Origin of the sequence: Elioraea thermophila (ex Habib et al. 2022) (assembly GCF_003336755.1) — a bacterium.
GTDB lineage: Bacteria > Pseudomonadota > Alphaproteobacteria > Acetobacterales > Acetobacteraceae > Elioraea > Elioraea thermophila.
In genome coordinates this window covers 21,815-38,941 of sequence record NZ_KZ851832.1, presented here as the reverse complement: position 1 = coordinate 38,941, position 17,127 = coordinate 21,815, and the positions used below count along the sequence as shown (strand labels likewise).

Sequence of the window (17,127 nt, the reverse complement as noted above, 5' to 3'; positions counted from 1 at the left end):
ATCGGCCATCGCCTGTTGCCAGCGGCCGAAGCCTGTCCCATGAAGGTGTTTGGGACGGGCCGTTGAAGGCCCACGGCTGCAAACCAGGGAGGAACACCATGACCCTCGGTCGTCGTGCACTCGTCGCCGGAGCGGCCGGCGCCGGCATGCTGGTGGCGGCGCCGTCGTTGCGCGCGCAAGGCGGCAACGAGATCCGCATCAGCCACCAGTGGCGCCAGCAGACCGACGCGCGCGATCGCGGCGCGCGCCTCTTCGTCGAGGAGGTGCGCAAGCGCGCGCCCGAACTCCGCTTCCGCATCTACCCGAACCGGTCGCTGATCTCGAACCCCGTCGCACAGTTCGACGCCATGCTCTCGGGCTCGCTCGAGATGGCGGTGTTCCCGATCACCTACGGTGTCGGCAAGGTGCCCGAGTTCTCCATCGGCATCATGCCCGGAACGATCCGCAGCGTTGACCAGGCGATGCGGCTGAAGGGCACCCCCTTTCACCGCCGCTTCCAGGAGATCGCGATGGAAGGCGGCATCCGCCTCGTCACCTGGTGGTGGACGCCTGGCGGCTTCGCCTCGCGCGACCGCGCCATCGGCGGGCCGGAGACGGTGGCCGGGTTGCGCATGCGTGCGGCCGACCCGACCTTCGAACTGATGCTGAAGGAGGCCGGCGCCTCGGTCGTCTCCATGCCCTCGACCGAGATCTATCCCGCCATGCAGTCGGGCGTGCTGAATGCGACGCTGACGTCGGCGGAGACCTTCGTCTCGATGCGGCTCTACGAACAGACGCGGCACGCCACCATCGGCGGGCCGAACACGCTGTGGATGCTCTACCAGCCGCTCGTGATGGCGACCCCGGTGTGGAATCGGTTGACCCCGGACCAGCAGCGCGCGATCGACGAGGCGGCGAATGTCGCCGATGAGTGGTTCGCCCGCGAACAGAACGACGCGGCCGAAAAGGCGGTTGAGGCGTTCACGCGCGCCGGCAACCAGGTCCGCGGCCTGACGGATGCCGAGTACGCGGCCTGGGTGGCGCTCGCCCGGCGCACCGCCTGGGAGGAGTTCGCGCGCTCGACCCGGCACGGGCGGGAGCTGCTCGATCTGCTGACCAGGGCGCTCGCCTGAGCCGAGCGGCGCGTCCGTCCCACTCGATCACGCCGGGGGAGGCCTCGGGGCTGCGCGATGTCGCTTGCGCCTGTTCGCTCGGATGACTTGCCGCGCGCAGCACCGTTTTGGGTGCGCGCGATTGACGCCCTGGGTCTCCTCTGCGCCGTCGCCGCGGCGCTCATGCTCACCGTGGCTGTGCTCGTCGTCAGTTTCATGGTGGTGCATCGCTCGCTCGGCGCCTCGGCGTTCTGGGAGATCGAGCTCGCGGTCTATCTGATGGTGGGGGCGATCTTCCTCGCCTCTCCCTACACGCTGCGCACCAAGGGTCACGTCAATGTCGACCTGCTCGATATTCTGCTTGGGGGCCGGGCGAAGCGCGCGGTGGCGTACGGGACGGCGGCGGTCGGCTGCGCGGTCTGTCTCTACCTCGCCTGGCACGGGTGGAAGCTGTTCCACGAGGCGTGGGTGACGGGCGAGACCTCGGAGAGCATGTGGAAACCGGTGCGCTGGCCGCTCTATCTGGCGATGCCGGTCGGGCTCGCGCTGACCGCCCTGCAATACGCGGCGGAGGTGTGGAAGATCGGCGCGCGGGGGCAGCGGTGAGCGAACTTCAGATCGGCGGCCTGATCCTCGTCGTCACCCTCGCCGTGCTGTTCTCGGGGCTCCCCATCGCGTGGGGGCTCGCGCTCGTCGCGGTCGGCTTTCTCGCCGTGTTCGGCTCCGCCGGTGCGTTGAACACGCTCGCCATCACCATGATGAGCGAGCTCTCCTCCTTCGCCCTGCTCACCATTCCGCTGTTCATCCTGCTCGGCTCCTCGGTGGGGGTGAGCCGCGCAGGGGCCGACATTTTCGAGAGCCTGCACCGCTGGCTCGCCCGCGTGCCGGGTGGGCTCGTCATCGCCAACATCTATGCTTGCGGCCTCTTTTCCGCGATCTGCGGCTCCTCCCCCGCCACCGCCGCCGCGATCGGCAAGATCGGCGTGCCGGAGATGATGAAGCGCGGCGTGAAGCCTCGCCTCGCCACCGGCGCGATCTGCGCCGGTGGCACCTTGGGCATCCTGATCCCGCCTTCGGTGACGCTGATCCTCTATGGTATCGCGACCGAGACCTCGATCGGGCGGCTGTTCCTCGCCGGGGTGATCCCGGGCATCCTGCTCACCACCATCTTCGCCATCTATGCCTGGGCGGCCTCCATCCGCGACGTGCGCCGCAACCCGCAGCCCGTGGAGCGCTACACGATGGCGCAGAAGATGGAGGGGCTCGCTCGGGTGGCGCCCTTCCTCGGCATCATCGTCGCGGTCGCCGTGTTCATGTACGGCGGCTTCGCCACCCCCTCCGAGGTCGCGGCCATCGCCGCCTTCCTCGCGCTCATGCTGGTGATCGCCATCTACCGTACCTGGCGGCTCCGCGAGCTCTGGGCGATCTACCGCGATACGGTGCGCGAAAGCACGATGATCATGATGATCATCGGCTCCGCCGCCCTGTTCGGCTACATGATGAGCTACCTCTACGTGACCCAGACGGTGGCGGACGCGCTCGTTTCGCTCTCGCTCAACCGCTGGGTGCTGATGGCGGTCATCCAGGCGCTGCTCCTCCTCGCCGGCTGCTTCCTCCCACCCGTGGCCATCATTTTGATGCTGATGCCGATCCTGCAACCGGTGCTGGAGGCGAACGATTTCGACCTGATCTGGTTCGGCATCCTGCTCACCATCAATCTCGAGATCGGGCTGATCACGCCGCCCGTCGGCCTGAACCTCTATGTCCTGCGCGGGGTCGCCCCGCAGGTGCCGCTGTCCGAAATCCTCTGGGGCAGTTTGCCCTTCGTGCTGCTGATGCTCGGGTTCATGGTGCTGCTCTGCATCTTCCCGGGGATCGCGACTTGGCTGCCGAACGCGCTGATGGGTCGGGGGTTCTGAGCGCGAAGGGGCGGCACTGGTCGGCCTTGCTGCTGGTGCCCTCGCTGGTCGGAGGCGTGGCCTTTCTCGGCGCCTTCGTGGTCATCATGGCCACCGGAACGAACCGGACATGGATCGATTTCATTCTCGGCATCTCGGGTTGGTCGCGGTGCCGGTCGCGATCCTGAGCGAGGCGGTGCGGGCGATCTGGCTTTGGCGTTCCGGGCGCCCGCGTGTGCCGCTTGTCGCTTTCGCCTTCGGCCGTGTTGCCGCCTTGCTGGCCTCGGCCGCCGCGTGGTTCGCCGCCCACCTCGTCTGAGCGTCGGATGAGGAGCGTGCATGCGTTGAACCTGCCGCGTCCGGCGGTTCACGGGTTTCGCGGTCGTTCTCGGCGGCCTGCGGCCGTCCGACCACGCCGGCGGCGCTCCACTCAGCGGCCGACCAGGCCCGGCAGGTGCCCCGGCTTGCCGAACAGGTGGCCCTGACCGTGCGTGGCGCCGAGTTCGCGGACGAGCCGTGCGTCCTCCTCGGTCTCGATGCGCTCCGCGATCACCGCCGCCCCGGTCTGTCGACAGAGGTCGATGGTCTGGGCGAGCACGTCGCGGTCACGTTCAGCCGTGACGGCTGCGCGGATCAGCGCGCCGTCAATCTTGGCGAAGTCGAAGCGAACCGCGCGCAACCAACGCAGACTGGCGGCTGCCGAGCCCACATCGTCCAGCGCGACCAGGAAGCCGCGCGTTCGCAACAGGTCGACCGCGGCGCGCAGCACCTCGGCGTCGGCGATCTCGGCGGGTTCCGCGATCTCGAACATCAGGCGTTGCTGAAGTTCCGGTACCGCATCGAGCGTGGCGGCGAGCGAAGAGCGGAAGGATGCATCGCCGAGGGAGAGGGCAGAGACCTTGACCGCGACCAGGGAGGCGCGAGAGGCGGTCACACTGTCGCGCGCAAGGGCCGCGACGGCGAGGTCGAGTTCGGCGGAGAGGCCGGCGGCCTCGACCAGGGTGACGAAGGTCTGCGGAGCCTCCGGCTGGCCGTCGGCAGCTGGCGTCGGGCGGATCAGCGCCTCGAAGTGGTGCGTTTGTCGGCCAGCGAGCTCGACCACCGGCTGGAACAGGAGACGGAAGCCGCGGCGCCGGATCCTGGCCCGCAGCCCTTCCGCCCGTTCGGACAAGGTGTGCAGGAACCCCTCGAGGCCGCGGCCGAAGCCCGAAGTGTCGAGGCCGCGCTTGCCGCCGGCGGCGAAGGCGTCGAGAGCGAGCCGCAGCGCTCGCACCTGTTGCGCCGTGGAGAACCCCGGGGCGGCCAGCACGAGGTCGGAGCCCCGCACGCGCGGGGCTGCCGCTGCCGGCGCCCGCTCCCGCACCGCGGCCTCGACGGCGCGCGCCATGGCCGCCGCGTCCGCCTTGCCGGCGTGCAGCACGGCCCAGCGTCCGCCGCCGAACTCGGCCGCCGCGCCAGCGGGTGCCTGCTCGCCCAGCGTTCGGCTGATCGAATCGAGCAAACCCTCCCGCGCGTCGCGCCCGAGCATGGCGGTCGCTTCCGCCAGGCCTTCGACCTCGAAAAGAGCGAGTTTCGCCGCCTCGCCACCGGAGCTGCGCAGGCGCGCCTCGGCCATGCGGAGAAACCCTCCCTCCGCCTCGGCCCCTGCACTGCGCTGGGGCGCAAGCGGAACCGGTCCGAACACGAGGCAGAAGCGGCCCGCCATCTCCGCGATGGCGAGCCCGGCGCAGCTCACCGCCGAACGTTCAGCATCGTTCAGACGGAGTACCGTCGGCTTCAGGCGGCCGCGAGCGGCGAGCGCAGAAAGCCCGGCCTCGAGCGCGAGATGGTCCTCAGCCGCGATGAAGTGGGCGATCGGGCGCCCCAGCGCCTCTGTCGGGCTGCAGCCGAAGCGCGACGGAAAGGCACCTGCGGCGAAGGTGATGACGCCGGCGGCGTCGACCTCGACCAGCAGGTCGGCGGCAGCGAAGGCGAAGGCGGCAAGGCGGTCGCGCCCCGACAACCCGAACCGAGCCTGCTCTCCATTGCCCGCGCCGTCGGCCACGCCTTGCACCCGCTCGAGTCCCATCGCGCCCTCGGCGGTGATCGTGCCGGGCCCCTCTGAAGGAAGGCTTAACCGGGCGCGAACGGCCCAAAGGCGATTGATTGGACCAGCTGCAGCCGGCAAGTCTCGCCACGCGCGTCGGCGCTGACGGGGAGATGGCCATGGACACGAATCGCCTCTTGGGCGCTCTGCTCGGTGGGGTCCTCACCCCGCCGAGGCGTCGCACCACGCGCCGTCGCACGCCAGCCCCGCTGATCGATGTGCGCATCGGTGGGTCTCGCCGCACCGCCTCCGCTCTCGCCGCACTGGCCGGGCTTGCGGTGGAGGCGTTGACCAAGGCGGGCCGGCCCGTGCCGACCCAGCCGGCGCCGCTGCCTCGACCAGTACCGCCGCCTCCCTCGGATCGGCCAACGCCTGCCCCTGGGCCCGCCTCCGCTGCGCCCAACCCTTGGGAGTCCGCCCCTGCCGCACCCTCTCCGCCCGCCGAACCGGTCGGAGCCGAGGACAGAGAGGCCTTGCTGACCATTCGGGCCATGATCTCCGCCGCCCGCGCGGACGGCACGCTGGACGCCGCTGAGCGTGAAGCGATCGCTGGTCAGCTCGACCGGGTCGATCTCGAGGCGGAGGCGCGCGATCTCGTGCTCAGGGAGTTCGCCCAGCCTGCGTCCGTCGAGGCGATCGCGCGCGAGGTGACGGATCCCGTGCTGGCGGCGCAGATCTATGCGGCGTGCGTCCTGGCGGTCGGTGAGGCTTCGGCCGCCGAACGCGCTTGGCTTGATCGCTTCGCCGCGCTGACGGGGCTGTCCGCCGCCGCCCGACGCGCGATCGAGGAGCGCCTCGCCGGAGGCTGACCCGCGGGATACACTCCGGCGCATGCAGAGGACCGCGGGAGCAGGTGATGCCGTTCGACCTTGGGCCAGCTGAGACCGCGCTCCGTGCCCGCGCCCGCCGTCTGGCCGAGGAGCGGATCGCGCCGCGCGCTGCCGCGATCGACACGTCCGAGGCCTACCCATGGGATCATGTCGCGGATCTGAAGGAGGCGGGCTTCCTCGGCATGACGATCCCCCGCGAATGGGGCGGCGGGGGAGCCTCGTATTTCGACGCCGTGCTGGTGATCGAGGAAATGGCGGCAGCCTGTGCCGCCGCGGGGCGGATCACGGTCGAGGCCAACATGGGTGCGATCGGGGCGATCATGGCCTACGGCACGGCGGAGCAGAAGCGCCTCGCCGCCGACCAGGTGCTCGTGCATGGCGACAAGCCCGCGATCTGCATCACCGAACCCGAAGCGGGGTCGGCGGCGACCGCGATGACGACGCGGGCGGAGCGACGCGGCGACCGGTGGATCCTGAACGGTCGCAAGCATTGGATCACCGGTGGTGGCGTCTCGCGCTTGCATCTCGTCTTTGCCCGCGCCATCGAGGACGGGGCCGACCAGGGTATTGCCGGCTTCATCGTCGTCCGCCGCGGCGACGGCGACCCGCCGGGGCTGATCGTCGGCGAACGCCAGTACGCGATGGGCGTGCGCGGCATTCCGGAAACCGTGCTCGAATTCCGTGACCTGACGGTGCCGGACGCCATGGTGCTTCGCCCGCCGGGCGGCTTCCGCAAGGGGTTCGCCGCGCTGATGGACGCCTACAACGCGCAGCGTGTCGGTGCGGCGACGGTTGCGCTCGGCATCGCCCGCGCCGCCTTTGCGCAGGCCGTCGCGTACGCGAAGCGTCGCGAGCAATTCGGCCGCCCGATCGCCGAGTTTCAGGGGCTGCAGTGGCTGCTCGCGGACATGGCGGTTGGCATCGAGGCGGCACGGCTGTTGATCTGGCGCGCCGCACGCTGCGCCGGCCCTGCCGGCTTCCCCGATCCCGCGCTGGCGGCGCAGGCGAAGATCTTCGCCGCCGAAACGGCAGTGAAGGTGACCAACGATGCGCTGCAGATCTGGGGGGCCGCCGGCTACGCCCGCGCCAACCCCATGGAACGGCACGTGCGGGATGCCCGGATGTTCACCATTGCCGGCGGTACGGCGCAGATCCTGCGCAACATGGTGGCGGGCGATGTGTTGGGCATGCGCCTGCCGCAGACGCGGGACGGTTGGCTGAGGGAGGCAGAGCGCCGCCGCGCAGCGGAGTGACGCGGGGCACGCCAAAGGTTTCAACCCTCCTTCATTCTTCCGCCGGTAGAGACATCTGGCATGATCGCGCGCAATCTGAGGCTGCTCTCGGCCGGCACGGCCCTGTTCCTGATCGAACTGGTGCTGCTTGTCGCCGCGTGGCCGCTTGCTGCCGCCCTGGCCCTCAGCCCGCTGCCGCCGGAGCGTCGGGCCGGCGTCCTGCCGCTCGCGCTGTTCGTCGCCTCCTATCTGCTCTTCGCCTACGCGAGCGGTCTGTATCGCCGCGAGGCGCTGCTCGAGACGCGCCGGTCCCTCGGCCGGGTGCCGATCGCCGCCGGCCTCGGCGCCCTGGTCGCCGCTGCGCCGGCGGCCTTCCTGCCTTCACCCTTCGCCGCCGAGGGTTCGGCGACGCTGTTCGCGGTCGCCCTGATCCTGTTCACCCTCGTCGGCTGGGCGGGGCGGGTGGTCATGTTCGCGCTGATCGACCGCGGGGCCTTCCGCCGCCGGATCCTCGTCATCGGCACCGGCAAACGGGCCTGGGAACTCGCCTTCCTGCTGCGACGCGAAGGCCGGGCGGTCGGCATGGAGATCACCTTCGTCCATCACCCTGCCCTCGGCCGGATCGACCCCCGTCTCGCCGAGGATCCCGAGGCGCGTGTGGTGACCACCGAGGACGGTTTCGTCGCCATCGCCCGCGAGATCGACGCCGACCAGGTGGTGGTCGCCCCCGACGAGCGGCGGGGGATGCCGATGGAGGCGCTGCTCGCCTGCCGGACGGGGGGCTTCCCGGTCTACGAGTTCCAACGCTTCCTCGAGAAGGAGATCGGCCGCGTCGACATGAAGCGGCTCGACTATTCCTGGCTGCTTTATGCGGACGGCTTCACCTTCACGGCCGTCGACCTCTTCCTCAAACGCACGCTCGACATCGTGGTGAGCACGATCCTGCTCTTCCTCACCCTGCCGATCCTCGCCGGCGCGGCGATCGCCATCAAACTCGAGGACGGGGGGCCGATCCTCTACCGCCAGGCGCGCGTGACCAAGGGCGGCCGCGTGTTCAGGATCCTCAAGCTGCGCACGATGCGGCAGGATGCCGAGCGGGCGGGGGCGATGTGGGCGCAGAAGGGCGACCCGCGGGTGACGCGGATCGGCCGCTTCCTGCGGCGGATGCGCATCGACGAACTTCCCCAACTGGTGAACATTCTCAAGGGGGACATGTCCTTCGTCGGGCCGCGGCCGGAACGGCCCGAATTCGTCAAGGACCTGGCCGAGAAACTCCCGCTCTACAACGAACGCCATCTGGTGCGCGCGGGGCTCACGGGGTGGGCGCAGATCAACTACCCCTACGGCGCCTCGCTCGACGACGCACGGTCGAAGCTCTCCTACGACCTTTTTTACGTGAAGAACTTCTCCGTCCTGTTCGATGTCCTGATCATCATCCAGACCCTCCGCGTCGTCCTTTGGCCGGGCGGCAACGTGCGCTGAAGCCCGAAGGCCGGCCGCTACCACCCGTTAACGCCGCGCCAACCTCCGTCTGCGATATGGCTGGCTGGAGGCGCGCACGATGTTGGCTGGCATGGCATCCGTCCGGTCCTGGTTCGGCCTGGGTGAAGGACGGGCCGACAAGGGGGCGGCCACGCCACCGCCCCTGTTCGCGCCGCTGCCGGCGGCGGGCGAGAACACGGAGAAACGGTCGCAGGCGGGTCTGCGACACGAGCCGAGCCTCGAGCCGACGGCTCCGAGCGAAGCCCCGGCCGAACCGCGCTGGCCGGAGGCGAAGCTCCGCATCCTCGCCAGCCTCTGGGGTGAGGGCTTCCTCGGGCCTGGCGGAGCGGAGGAGGTGCTCGCGCTCGCCAAGCCCCTCGGCCTGAACGGCGCCCACTCCGTGCTTCAGTTCGGTGCCGGCCTCGGTGGTGCGGCGCGGGCTCTCGCCGCGCAGTGGGGCTGCTACGTCACCGGATACGAGTGTGACCCCGACCTCGCCGCCCTCGGCGCTGCCCTCTCCGCCAAGCTCAAGCTCGAGCGCAAGGCGGAGCTGCGGCACCTCGATCCGGCCTCCCCCGCCATTCGCCGCAATTTCTTCCATCACGCCCTCGCCCTCGAGGCGTTCTGGCGCCACGCCGACAAGCTCAGCCTGCTCGGCGCCTTGGTCGCGGGCGTGAAACCATCCGGGCAACTCGTGCTCACCGATCTGGTCATTGGCGACGTCACCCCGTCCGCCACCAAGGCCTTCGCCCTGTGGGCAGCCTGCGAGAGGACGGAGCCGCATCTCGCCGGCGAACGGGCGATGACCGCGCTCATGGCACGCCAAGGCCTCGATGTGCGCATCGTGGAGGACATCACCGGCCGCCACATGAGCCAAACACTGACCGCTTGGTCGTCTTTCGTGCAGGATCTCGCACGCGATCGCCCGGCACCCGCCTACGCCGCCAGGATCGTCGAGGAGGCGGAACGCTGTCTTCGCCGTCTCGACCTCATGCGGGCCGGGCGCCTGCGCCTGTTGCGCTGGCACGCCATCCGCCGCTGACGCTCTCTCCGCCCGCAAGGGCCCGGGGCAGCTGGTGCGGTTGACAGCGCGCGCTTGAGCCTCTATGCGCCGGCGCTCGATCGAAGGAATACTCCGATGCGGATCCGCAACTCCCTGAAGTCGGCCAAGGTGCGCGACAAGAACAACCGCCTCGTGCGCCGCAAGGGCCGCGTCTACGTGATCAACAAGAAAAACCCCCGCATGAAGACCCGGCAGGGCTGACGCCCGCCGCGTTCAGCGGGGACCGCGCGGTCCCCGGGTGCTTGCGTCCTCTCCCCGCCGCCCATAGATCACGCCTGCGCGCCGCTGCGCGTCATGGTCCCCGGGAGGAGACGATGATTGCCCTGCCCACGCCCGACCCGTCCGTGCTCGCGCGGCGCGAGGCCATCGTCGCCGACCTCACCCGGCTGGTGGGCGCGGCCAACGTCATTGCCGAGCCCGCTCGCCTCAAGCCGTACGAGACCGACGGCTTCACCGCCTACAAGCGTGTGCCGCTCGCAGTCTGCCTCCCGGACTCGACCGAGGGGGTGGCCGCCGTTCTGCGCTACTGCACGCGCAACGGCATCCGCGTGGTGCCGCGCGCGGCTGGCACCAGCCTTTCGGGCGGGGCGCTCCCCCTCGAGGATGCGGTGGTGATCGGTGTGGCGCGCCTCAACCGCATCCTCGAGGTGAGTGTCGAGGACCGTCTGATCCGGGTCGAGGCGGGCGTCACCAACATCGGTGTCACGCGGGCGGTCGAAGGCGAGGGGTTCTTCTACGCGCCCGACCCGTCGAGCCAACTCGCCTGCATGATCGCCGGCAACATCGCCATGAACTCCGGCGGCGCACATTGCCTGAAATACGGTGTCACGGCGAACAACCTGCTCGGCGTCACGCTCGTCACGCCGGACGGTGAGATCGTGGAGCTCGGCGGTGGTCATCTCGACACGCCGGGCTACGACTGGCTCGGCCTGATCTGCGGTTCCGAGGGGCAGCTCGGCATCGTCACCGAAGCCACCCTGCGCATCCTCCGCGCCGCCGAGGGTGCACGCGCCATGTTGGTGGGTTTCCGCGCCACCGACGTCGCGGCCGCCGCGGTCGCCGACATCATCGGCTCGGGCATCATCCCCGTCGCGCTCGAGTTCATGGACAAGCCGTGCATCAGGGCCTGCGAGGATTTCGCGCACGCTGGCTATCCGCTTGAGGCGGAGGCGCTGCTGATCATCGAGGTGGAGGGCAACGAGGCGGAGCAGGACGCGCTCCTCGCACGGCTCGAAACGATCTGCCGCCGGCACGATCCGCTCACGGTGCGGATCGCGCGCACGGCGGAGGAGAGTGCGGCGATTTGGAAAGGACGGAAAGGCGCGTTCGGGGCGATCGGGCGGATCAGCCCGGATTACCTGTGCATGGATGGGACGATCCCGCCGGCCAGGCTGCCGGAGGCGATGCGTCGTATCGAGGCGCTGTCGCGCCAGTACGGGCTCATGGTGGCGAACGTCTTCCACGCCGGCGACGGCAACCTGCACCCCCTGATCCTGTTCGACGCCAACGACAACGAGAGTTTCGCCCGTGCCGAGGCGCTCGGCGCCGACATCCTGCGCCTGTGTGTGGAGCTCGGTGGCTGCCTCACGGGCGAGCACGGGGTGGGGATCGAGAAGCGCGACTTGATGCGCGAACAGTTTTCGCCGGCCGATCTGGCGCAGCAGGCTCGCGTCAAGCGCGCCTTCGACCCGGGCTGGCTGCTCAACCCGCACAAGGTGTTCCCCCCCGAATTCGCCCAGGCGGCGTGAGGCGATGGCGCTTGCGACGCCGATCGCGCCCGAGAACGAAGGGGCACTCGCGCGCGCGATCGCCGAGGCGTACGAGGCGGGCGTTCCACTCGCGATCCGCGGCAACGGCACCAAGGAAAGTCTCGGCCGCCCCGTCCAGGCGGCAGCGGTGCTGACGACGCGCGCACTCACCGGGATCACGCTTCATTCGCCCTCGGAACTCGTCGTTGCCGCGCGTGCCGGCACGCCGGTGGCGGAGATCGAGGCAAGCCTCGCCACCAAGGGCCAGCACCTGATCGCGGAGCCACCCGACCTGAGCGCGCTGACCGGCCCCGGTGAGGGGCCGCAGACCATCGGCGGCGTGATCGCCTGCAACCTCTCGGGCCCGCGGCGGATCGCGCTCGGCGCGATGCGCGACCATGTGCTGGGCGTGCGGGCGGTGAACGGCATGGGCGAGGTGATCCGCTCGGGTGGGCGCGTGTTGAAGAACGTCACCGGGCTCGATCTCGCCAAGCTGGTCGCGGGGTCGCGCGGCACGCTCGCCGTGATGAGCGAGATCACGCTCAAGGTCCTGCCGAAGCCGGAACGAACCGCGACCGTGATGCTGCGCGGCCTCGACGCCGCGCGCGGCATCGCCGCCCTCTCGGCCGGGCTCGGCAGTCCCTTCGGGGTGACGGGGGCGGCGCACCTGCCGGCGGAGGCGGCATCGCGGGCGGGTCTCGGCGAACGTACGGCGACCCTCCTTCGCCTCGAGGACTTCGCCGACTTCATCCCCCGCCGCACGCAGGCCCTCGCTGCCGCGCTCGGCGAGTTCGGGCCTGCCGAGATCCTCGACGAGGGCCCGAGTCTCCCACTTTGGCGAAGCGTTCGCGACGCCGTACCACTCGGTGTCGGTGACGGCGAGGCAGTGTGGCGCGCGTCCCTCCGCCCCTCGCGCGGGGCGGCCTTCGCCGAAGCGGTGTCGCGCGCCTTTCCGGCGAGGTTCCTGTTCGACTGGGGTGGCGGCCTCGTCTGGGTGGTCGGTCCGGCCACGGAGCCAGCGCACCGCTCCGTGACGGAAGCGGTCCGTTCCGCTCAAGGCACGTTCTGGCTGGTGCGCGCGCCTCCCGCCCTCCGCGCCGCCGTGCCGGGGCTGCCCGAAGAGCCAGCCCCGCTCGCCGCCCTGACCCGCCGGGTCAAGCACGCCTTCGATCCGAAAGGCATCCTCAATCCGGGGCGGATCTTCGCCGGCGTCTGATCATTTCCACAGCCACCTCAGGGGACCCGCATGACCACGCTCGTTCTCATCCTTCTCCTTCCGGTGCTCGCGCTCGGCTTCACCGGCCTCACCATGCTGTTCGCCGACTCGGTGCGCGGCGAGGGCGGGCGGTCGCTCGCGAGCTGGGCAAGCCAGGGGCTCGGCTATCTCATCGGCGCGATCGCGCTCCTCGGCATCGTCGCCGATCTGGTGACGGGGACGATCTGGCGCGCTGCCTCGGTGCAGGGCTTTCTCGGCAGCTACGGCATGAACCTTGCCCTCCTGGGCCTCGCCTTCGTGCTCGCCGGCCACGGGCGCCGGGCGGAGGGCTGACGCCGCCTCGCCATGCAGACGCTGTTCAGCGAGGACCAGCTTAAGGATCCGCGCATCGCGGAGGCCAACGGAATCCTCCGCACCTGCGTGCATTGCGGGATGTGTACCGCGACCTGCCCGACCTTCGTGCTGCTCGGCGACGAGCTCGACTCGCCGCGCGGCCGCATCTACCTGATCAAGGACATGCTGGAGAGCGGGCGGCCGGCTTCGCCCGAGGTGGTGACGCACATCGATCGCTGCCTCACCTGCCTCTCCTGCATGACGACGTGCCCGTCGGGCGTGGATTACATGCACCTCGTCGACCACGCCCGCGCCCGGATCGCAGAGACCTATCGGCGCCCCTGGCCGGAGCGCGCCCTGCGCGCCGTGCTCGCCGCGATCCTTCCGCGCGTTGGGCTGTTCCGCCTCGCCCTGCTGGGCGCCTGGTTCGCCCGACCATTCGCCCGTCTGGTTCCGGGAAGCAATGCGACGGCCAGGCGGCTGCGCGCGATGCTGTCGCTGGCGCCGGCGCACATCCCATCACCCTCCCATGTCGAACGCCCGCGCGTCCATCCCGCGATCGGGCCGCGCAAGGCCCGCGTGGCCCTGCTCGCGGGCTGTGCGCAGCAGGTGCTTGCCCCCGAGATCAACGAGGCGACCATCCGCCTGCTCACCCGCCTCGGCGTCGAGGTGGTCGTCCACCCCGATGCCGGGTGCTGCGGGGCGCTCGTGCATCATCTCGGCGACGAGGAGGCGTCGCGGCGGGCCGCCAAACGCAATGTGGCGGCCTGGATGGGCGAGATCACCGCGCATGGGCTCGATGCGATCGTGATCAATGCCTCGGGCTGCGGCACCCAGGTGAAGGACTACGCGCACCTGCTGCGGCACGACGCGGCCTGGGCGGAGGCGGCGGCGAAGGTCTCCTCGCTCGCGCGCGACATCACCGAGTTCCTGGGCGCGTTCGGCTACGAGCCGACGCGGCCGGCGATCCCGCTTCGTGTCGCCTACCACTCGGCCTGCTCGATGCAGCACGGCCAGAAGATCACCACCCTGCCGAAGACGCTGCTGAAGCGCGCGGGCTTCACCGTGCTCGATGTGCCGGAAGGCCATCTCTGCTGCGGTTCCGCCGGCACCTACAACCTGCTGCAGCCGGAGATCGCGGCGCGGCTGAAGGCGCGCAAGCTCGACAACATCCGCCGCACCCGCCCCGACCTCGTCGCCACCGGCAACATCGGCTGCCTCACCCAGCTCTCGGGCGAGGGGATCCCCGTCGTGCACACCGTGGCCTTGCTTGATTGGATGGCGGGCGGGCCGATGCCCGAGGCGATCGCGCGCGGACTTGATCGCGCAAGGCTTGCGCTGGCGACCGAGCCGGCCTGACCATGCCACCCATGCGGCGGCGGCTTCTCCTGCCCGGTCTCCTGCTCGCGCTTGCGGCTCCGGCATCCTTCGCCCAGGAGCGTCGCCCGCGCCTCACTCTGGATCAGCTCTTCGAGGGACTGAAGCTCGCCCCGGACGAGGACACCGCGCGCGCGATCGAGGCGGAGATCTGGGCGACTTGGCAAAGCCAGGGCTCACCCACCGTGCAGCTTTTGATGCGGCGGGGGCTGCGCAACCTGCAGGCCGAGGCCTATGACGACGCGCTCGAGGATTTCGACGCCGTGATCGCGCTCGCCCCCGAGCTCGCGGAAGGGTGGAACAAGCGGGCCACGGTGTATTTCCGGCGCGGCGAGCTCGAGAACGCGGCGCGCGACATCGCCGAGGCGCTGGCGCGCGAGCCGCGGCATTTCGGCGCCCTGGTCGGGCTCTCCTACATCCACGAACGACGCGGCGACCACATCGCGGCGCTTCGCGCCTTCGAGGCCGCACTCGCCATCCATCCCAAGCTCGCTGGGGCGGAGACCCGACTGAGGGAGCTCCGTCGCAAGGCCTTCGGCGAGGGCATTTGAGCGATCTTGCCCAAATGCCCGCCGAGGCCGATCGCGCCTTCCTCGCCGAGGCGGTCCGGCTTGCGGTGGCGAACGTCGCCGAGGGCGGCGGGCCCTTCGGCGCCCTGGTGGTGAAGGACGGCGCGATCGTCGGTCGCGGCGGCAACCGCGTCACACGCGACAACGACCCCACCGCGCATGCCGAGGTGGTGGCGATCCGCGACGCCTGCGCCCGCCTCGGCTCGTTCCAGCTCACGGGCTGCACGGTCTACGCCTCGTGCGAGCCCTGCCCGATGTGCCTCGCCGCCCTCTACTGGGCGCGGCCCGCGCGTGTCGTGTACGCGGCCACGGCGGAGGATGCCGCCGCCGCCGGCTTCGATGATCGCTTCATCGTCGAGGAGTTCCGCCGCCCCCCCCAGGCGCGGAGCCTGCGGTTGCTTCGCCTCGTTTGCGAGGACGCCGGTGCACCCTTCCGCGCCTGGGCGGAGAAGGCCGACCGCATCCCCTACTGACCCGGAACGATCCGCCCCGCCATTGTCCTCCGCCTCCGATCCGGCAAGCGCGCTTCAGATGATGGCGTGGCGCACCCGCGCCGACACCCATTCCGAGACGATCACGGTGGCGAGGATGAGCAGCAGGATCATCGACACCTGCTCCCACGCCAGCCGCCCGATCGAGGCCTGCAGCTGCAGCCCGATGCCGCCCGCCCCGACCAGGCCCAACACCGTCGCCTCACGAATGTTGATGTCCCAGCGGAAGACGGAGATGCCGGCGAAGGCGGGCGCGATCTGCGGCACGATGCCCCAGGCCAGCACCTGCGCGCCCGAGGCGCCCGTCGCGCGGATCGCCTCCACCTGGGTCGGGTCGATCTCCTCGATCGCCTCGTAGAGCAGCTTGCCGATGAAGCCGATGGAGCGCAGCCCGATGGCGAGGATGCCGGCGAACATGCCGGGGCCGAAGATGATGACGAGGATGAGCGCCCAGATCAGCGAGTTCACCGACCGCGAGGCGACGATCACGAAGAGGGCGATCGGGCGAACGAGCGCGCGCGAGGGGGTGGTGTTGTGCGCGGCGAGGAAGGCCGTCGGCACGGCGATCAGGATCGCGAGCAGCGTGCCGAGGGTCGCGATGTTGATCGTGTCCCACATCGGCTTCCAGAGCTGGTTCGCGTAGTCCCAGCGCGGCGGCACGGAGCGCTCGAGCAGGTCGGCCGCCTGGCGCGGCGCGTCCCAGACGAAGGCCCAGATCGTGTGCTCGGAGATGAACTGGAAGCAGACGACGGTGAGCGCCACGCCAAGGAGCCAGCCGAACCAGGTGGCGAGATCGCCCGCCGTGGTGCGGCGCGCCCAGAGCCGCGTTCCGTCCGCCTTGGTGATCACCGGCATCGTGCGGCCCTCCTCACTGCACCGCCCGGCGGATCCAGCCCGAGGCGTATTCGCAGGCGAGCACGATCGCGATGATGATGAGCAGGATCGCCGCCGAGGTGCCGAACTCGTAGCGGTCGAGCGAGGAGTTGAGCGTATCGCCGATGCCGCCCGCGCCGACCAGGCCCAGCACGGCGCTCTCGCGGAAGTTGATGTCGAAGCGATACGCCGTGAGGCCGATGAAGCGCGGCAACACCTGCGGCTGAATTCCCCAGGCGAGCAGCTGGAACCACGACGCCCCCGTCGCGCGCACGGCTTCGGCCTGGGACGCGTCGATGTCCTCGATGTCCTCGGCGAGCAGCTTGCCGAGGAAGCCGATGGTCGCGAAGGCCAGCGTGATCATGCCGGCGAGCGGCCCGAACCCGAACATGGCGACGAACAGGATGGCGATCAGCACCTCCTGGAAGGTGCGGCTGGCCGCGATCACGCCGCGGCAGAAGAGGTAGACGGGCAGCGGCGCAATGTTGCGCGCCGCGCCCAGCGCGAAGGGCACGGAGAGGATGACGCCGAACACCGTCGCGACGACGGTCATCGTCAGGCTTTCCAGGATCCCTTCCTCGATTTCGTACCAGTGGGTGACGAAGTCGGGCGGGAAGAAGGCGGCGAGGAACTGCGCCCCGCGCTCCAGCCCCTCCGCCGCGCGGACCCAGTTCACCTCGACCGAACCGAGGCCCGCGACCAGATAAAGGAGGGCACCGAGATAGACGGCGTAGCGCAGCCAGGCGCTTTCGATGAGCGGTGGGGGGCGCCAAGCGCGGGCGGCGGCGCGGGCGTCGAAGGGAAGGGTGGCGGTCGTCATCGGCCGGGTATGGGCTGC

The 17,127-nt window shown here is 70.2% G+C and carries 18 protein-coding genes; 15 read left to right on the top strand and 3 right to left on the bottom strand.

Going from position 1 to position 17,127, the window contains the following annotated elements:
• Positions 1-98 precede the first annotated feature (98 nt).
• The 4 genes from dctP (at position 99) to DWB05_RS01510 (ending at position 3,308) form a co-directional block, all read left to right on the top strand.
• The gene (gene dctP / locus DWB05_RS01525; protein WP_157967030.1) at positions 99-1,112 is read left to right on the top strand and encodes a TRAP transporter substrate-binding protein DctP; all 1,014 of its coding nucleotides are present in this window, start codon (positions 99-101) and stop codon (positions 1,110-1,112) included.
• 111 nt (positions 1,113-1,223) lie between these two features.
• Positions 1,224-1,697 carry a TRAP transporter small permease subunit gene (locus DWB05_RS01520; protein ID WP_157967029.1) on the top strand — a complete coding sequence of 158 codons (474 nt, stop codon included), beginning with the start codon at positions 1,224-1,226 and terminating at the stop codon, positions 1,695-1,697.
• On the top strand, positions 1,694-3,010 hold the full coding sequence (locus tag DWB05_RS01515; protein ID WP_114374369.1) for a TRAP transporter large permease: 1,317 nt from the start codon (positions 1,694-1,696) through the stop codon (positions 3,008-3,010). Before DWB05_RS01520 ends, DWB05_RS01515 begins: the two co-directional genes overlap by 4 nt.
• 109 nt (positions 3,011-3,119) lie before the next feature.
• Complete coding sequence (locus tag DWB05_RS01510; RefSeq protein WP_114374336.1) at positions 3,120-3,308, top strand: hypothetical protein; 189 nt, start codon at positions 3,120-3,122, stop codon at positions 3,306-3,308.
• A 111-nt stretch (positions 3,309-3,419) separates the two neighbouring features.
• Here DWB05_RS01510 and DWB05_RS01505 read toward each other — a convergent pair whose 3' ends face one another.
• Entirely contained in the window at positions 3,420-5,057 is a 1,638-nt protein-coding gene (locus DWB05_RS01505; RefSeq protein WP_114374334.1) for a sensor domain-containing phosphodiesterase, read from the bottom strand.
• 137 nt (positions 5,058-5,194) lie between these two features.
• Between DWB05_RS01505 and DWB05_RS01500 the strand changes: the two genes are divergently transcribed.
• The 11 genes from DWB05_RS01500 to DWB05_RS01450 all read left to right on the top strand — a co-directional run bounded on the left by DWB05_RS01500 (position 5,195) and on the right by DWB05_RS01450 (position 15,398).
• Positions 5,195-5,884, top strand: coding sequence for a DUF533 domain-containing protein (locus DWB05_RS01500; protein WP_157967028.1), 690 nt, complete (start codon positions 5,195-5,197; stop codon positions 5,882-5,884).
• Between the two features lie 47 nt (positions 5,885-5,931).
• Complete coding sequence (gene acdA / locus DWB05_RS01495; RefSeq protein WP_114374330.1) at positions 5,932-7,158, top strand: 3-sulfinopropanoyl-CoA desulfinase; 1,227 nt, start codon at positions 5,932-5,934, stop codon at positions 7,156-7,158.
• 60 nt (positions 7,159-7,218) lie between these two features.
• The gene (locus DWB05_RS01490; protein ID WP_114374327.1) at positions 7,219-8,619 is read left to right on the top strand and encodes a TIGR03013 family XrtA/PEP-CTERM system glycosyltransferase; all 1,401 of its coding nucleotides are present in this window, start codon (positions 7,219-7,221) and stop codon (positions 8,617-8,619) included.
• Between the two features lie 91 nt (positions 8,620-8,710).
• Positions 8,711-9,661, top strand: coding sequence for a methyltransferase domain-containing protein (locus tag DWB05_RS01485; RefSeq protein ID WP_114374325.1), 951 nt, complete (start codon positions 8,711-8,713; stop codon positions 9,659-9,661).
• A 96-nt stretch (positions 9,662-9,757) separates the two neighbouring features.
• Complete coding sequence (ykgO, locus tag DWB05_RS01480; RefSeq protein WP_114374323.1) at positions 9,758-9,883, top strand: type B 50S ribosomal protein L36; 126 nt, start codon at positions 9,758-9,760, stop codon at positions 9,881-9,883.
• A 113-nt stretch (positions 9,884-9,996) separates the two neighbouring features.
• The gene (locus DWB05_RS01475; RefSeq protein WP_114374321.1) at positions 9,997-11,430 is read left to right on the top strand and encodes an FAD-linked oxidase C-terminal domain-containing protein; all 1,434 of its coding nucleotides are present in this window, start codon (positions 9,997-9,999) and stop codon (positions 11,428-11,430) included.
• A 4-nt stretch (positions 11,431-11,434) separates the two neighbouring features.
• Positions 11,435-12,646, top strand: a complete 1,212-nt coding sequence (locus DWB05_RS01470) for an FAD-binding protein (RefSeq protein ID WP_114374317.1) — start codon at positions 11,435-11,437, stop codon at positions 12,644-12,646.
• Positions 12,647-12,676: 30 nt separating this feature from the next.
• Positions 12,677-12,979 (top strand): hypothetical protein, encoded by a 303-nt coding sequence (locus DWB05_RS01465; RefSeq protein WP_114374315.1) that lies wholly within the window; start codon positions 12,677-12,679, stop codon positions 12,977-12,979.
• Between the two features lie 12 nt (positions 12,980-12,991).
• Entirely contained in the window at positions 12,992-14,338 is a 1,347-nt protein-coding gene (glcF, locus tag DWB05_RS01460) for a glycolate oxidase subunit GlcF (protein WP_114374313.1), read from the top strand.
• A gap of 11 nt (positions 14,339-14,349) precedes the next feature.
• Positions 14,350-14,907, top strand: a complete 558-nt coding sequence (locus DWB05_RS01455) for a tetratricopeptide repeat protein (protein ID WP_157967027.1) — start codon at positions 14,350-14,352, stop codon at positions 14,905-14,907.
• Between the two features lie 14 nt (positions 14,908-14,921).
• Entirely contained in the window at positions 14,922-15,398 is a 477-nt protein-coding gene (locus tag DWB05_RS01450) for a nucleoside deaminase (RefSeq protein WP_114374309.1), read from the top strand.
• A gap of 54 nt (positions 15,399-15,452) precedes the next feature.
• Here the strand turns inward: DWB05_RS01450 and phnE (DWB05_RS01445) are convergent, their stop codons facing one another.
• A complete protein-coding gene (gene phnE / locus DWB05_RS01445; RefSeq protein ID WP_114374307.1) occupies positions 15,453-16,271 on the bottom strand; it encodes a phosphonate ABC transporter, permease protein PhnE in 819 nt (272 codons plus the stop codon).
• A 13-nt stretch (positions 16,272-16,284) separates the two neighbouring features.
• Positions 16,285-17,109 (bottom strand): phosphonate ABC transporter, permease protein PhnE, encoded by an 825-nt coding sequence (phnE, locus tag DWB05_RS01440; RefSeq protein WP_114374305.1) that lies wholly within the window; start codon positions 17,107-17,109, stop codon positions 16,285-16,287.
• Positions 17,110-17,127: the final 18 nt, after the last annotated feature.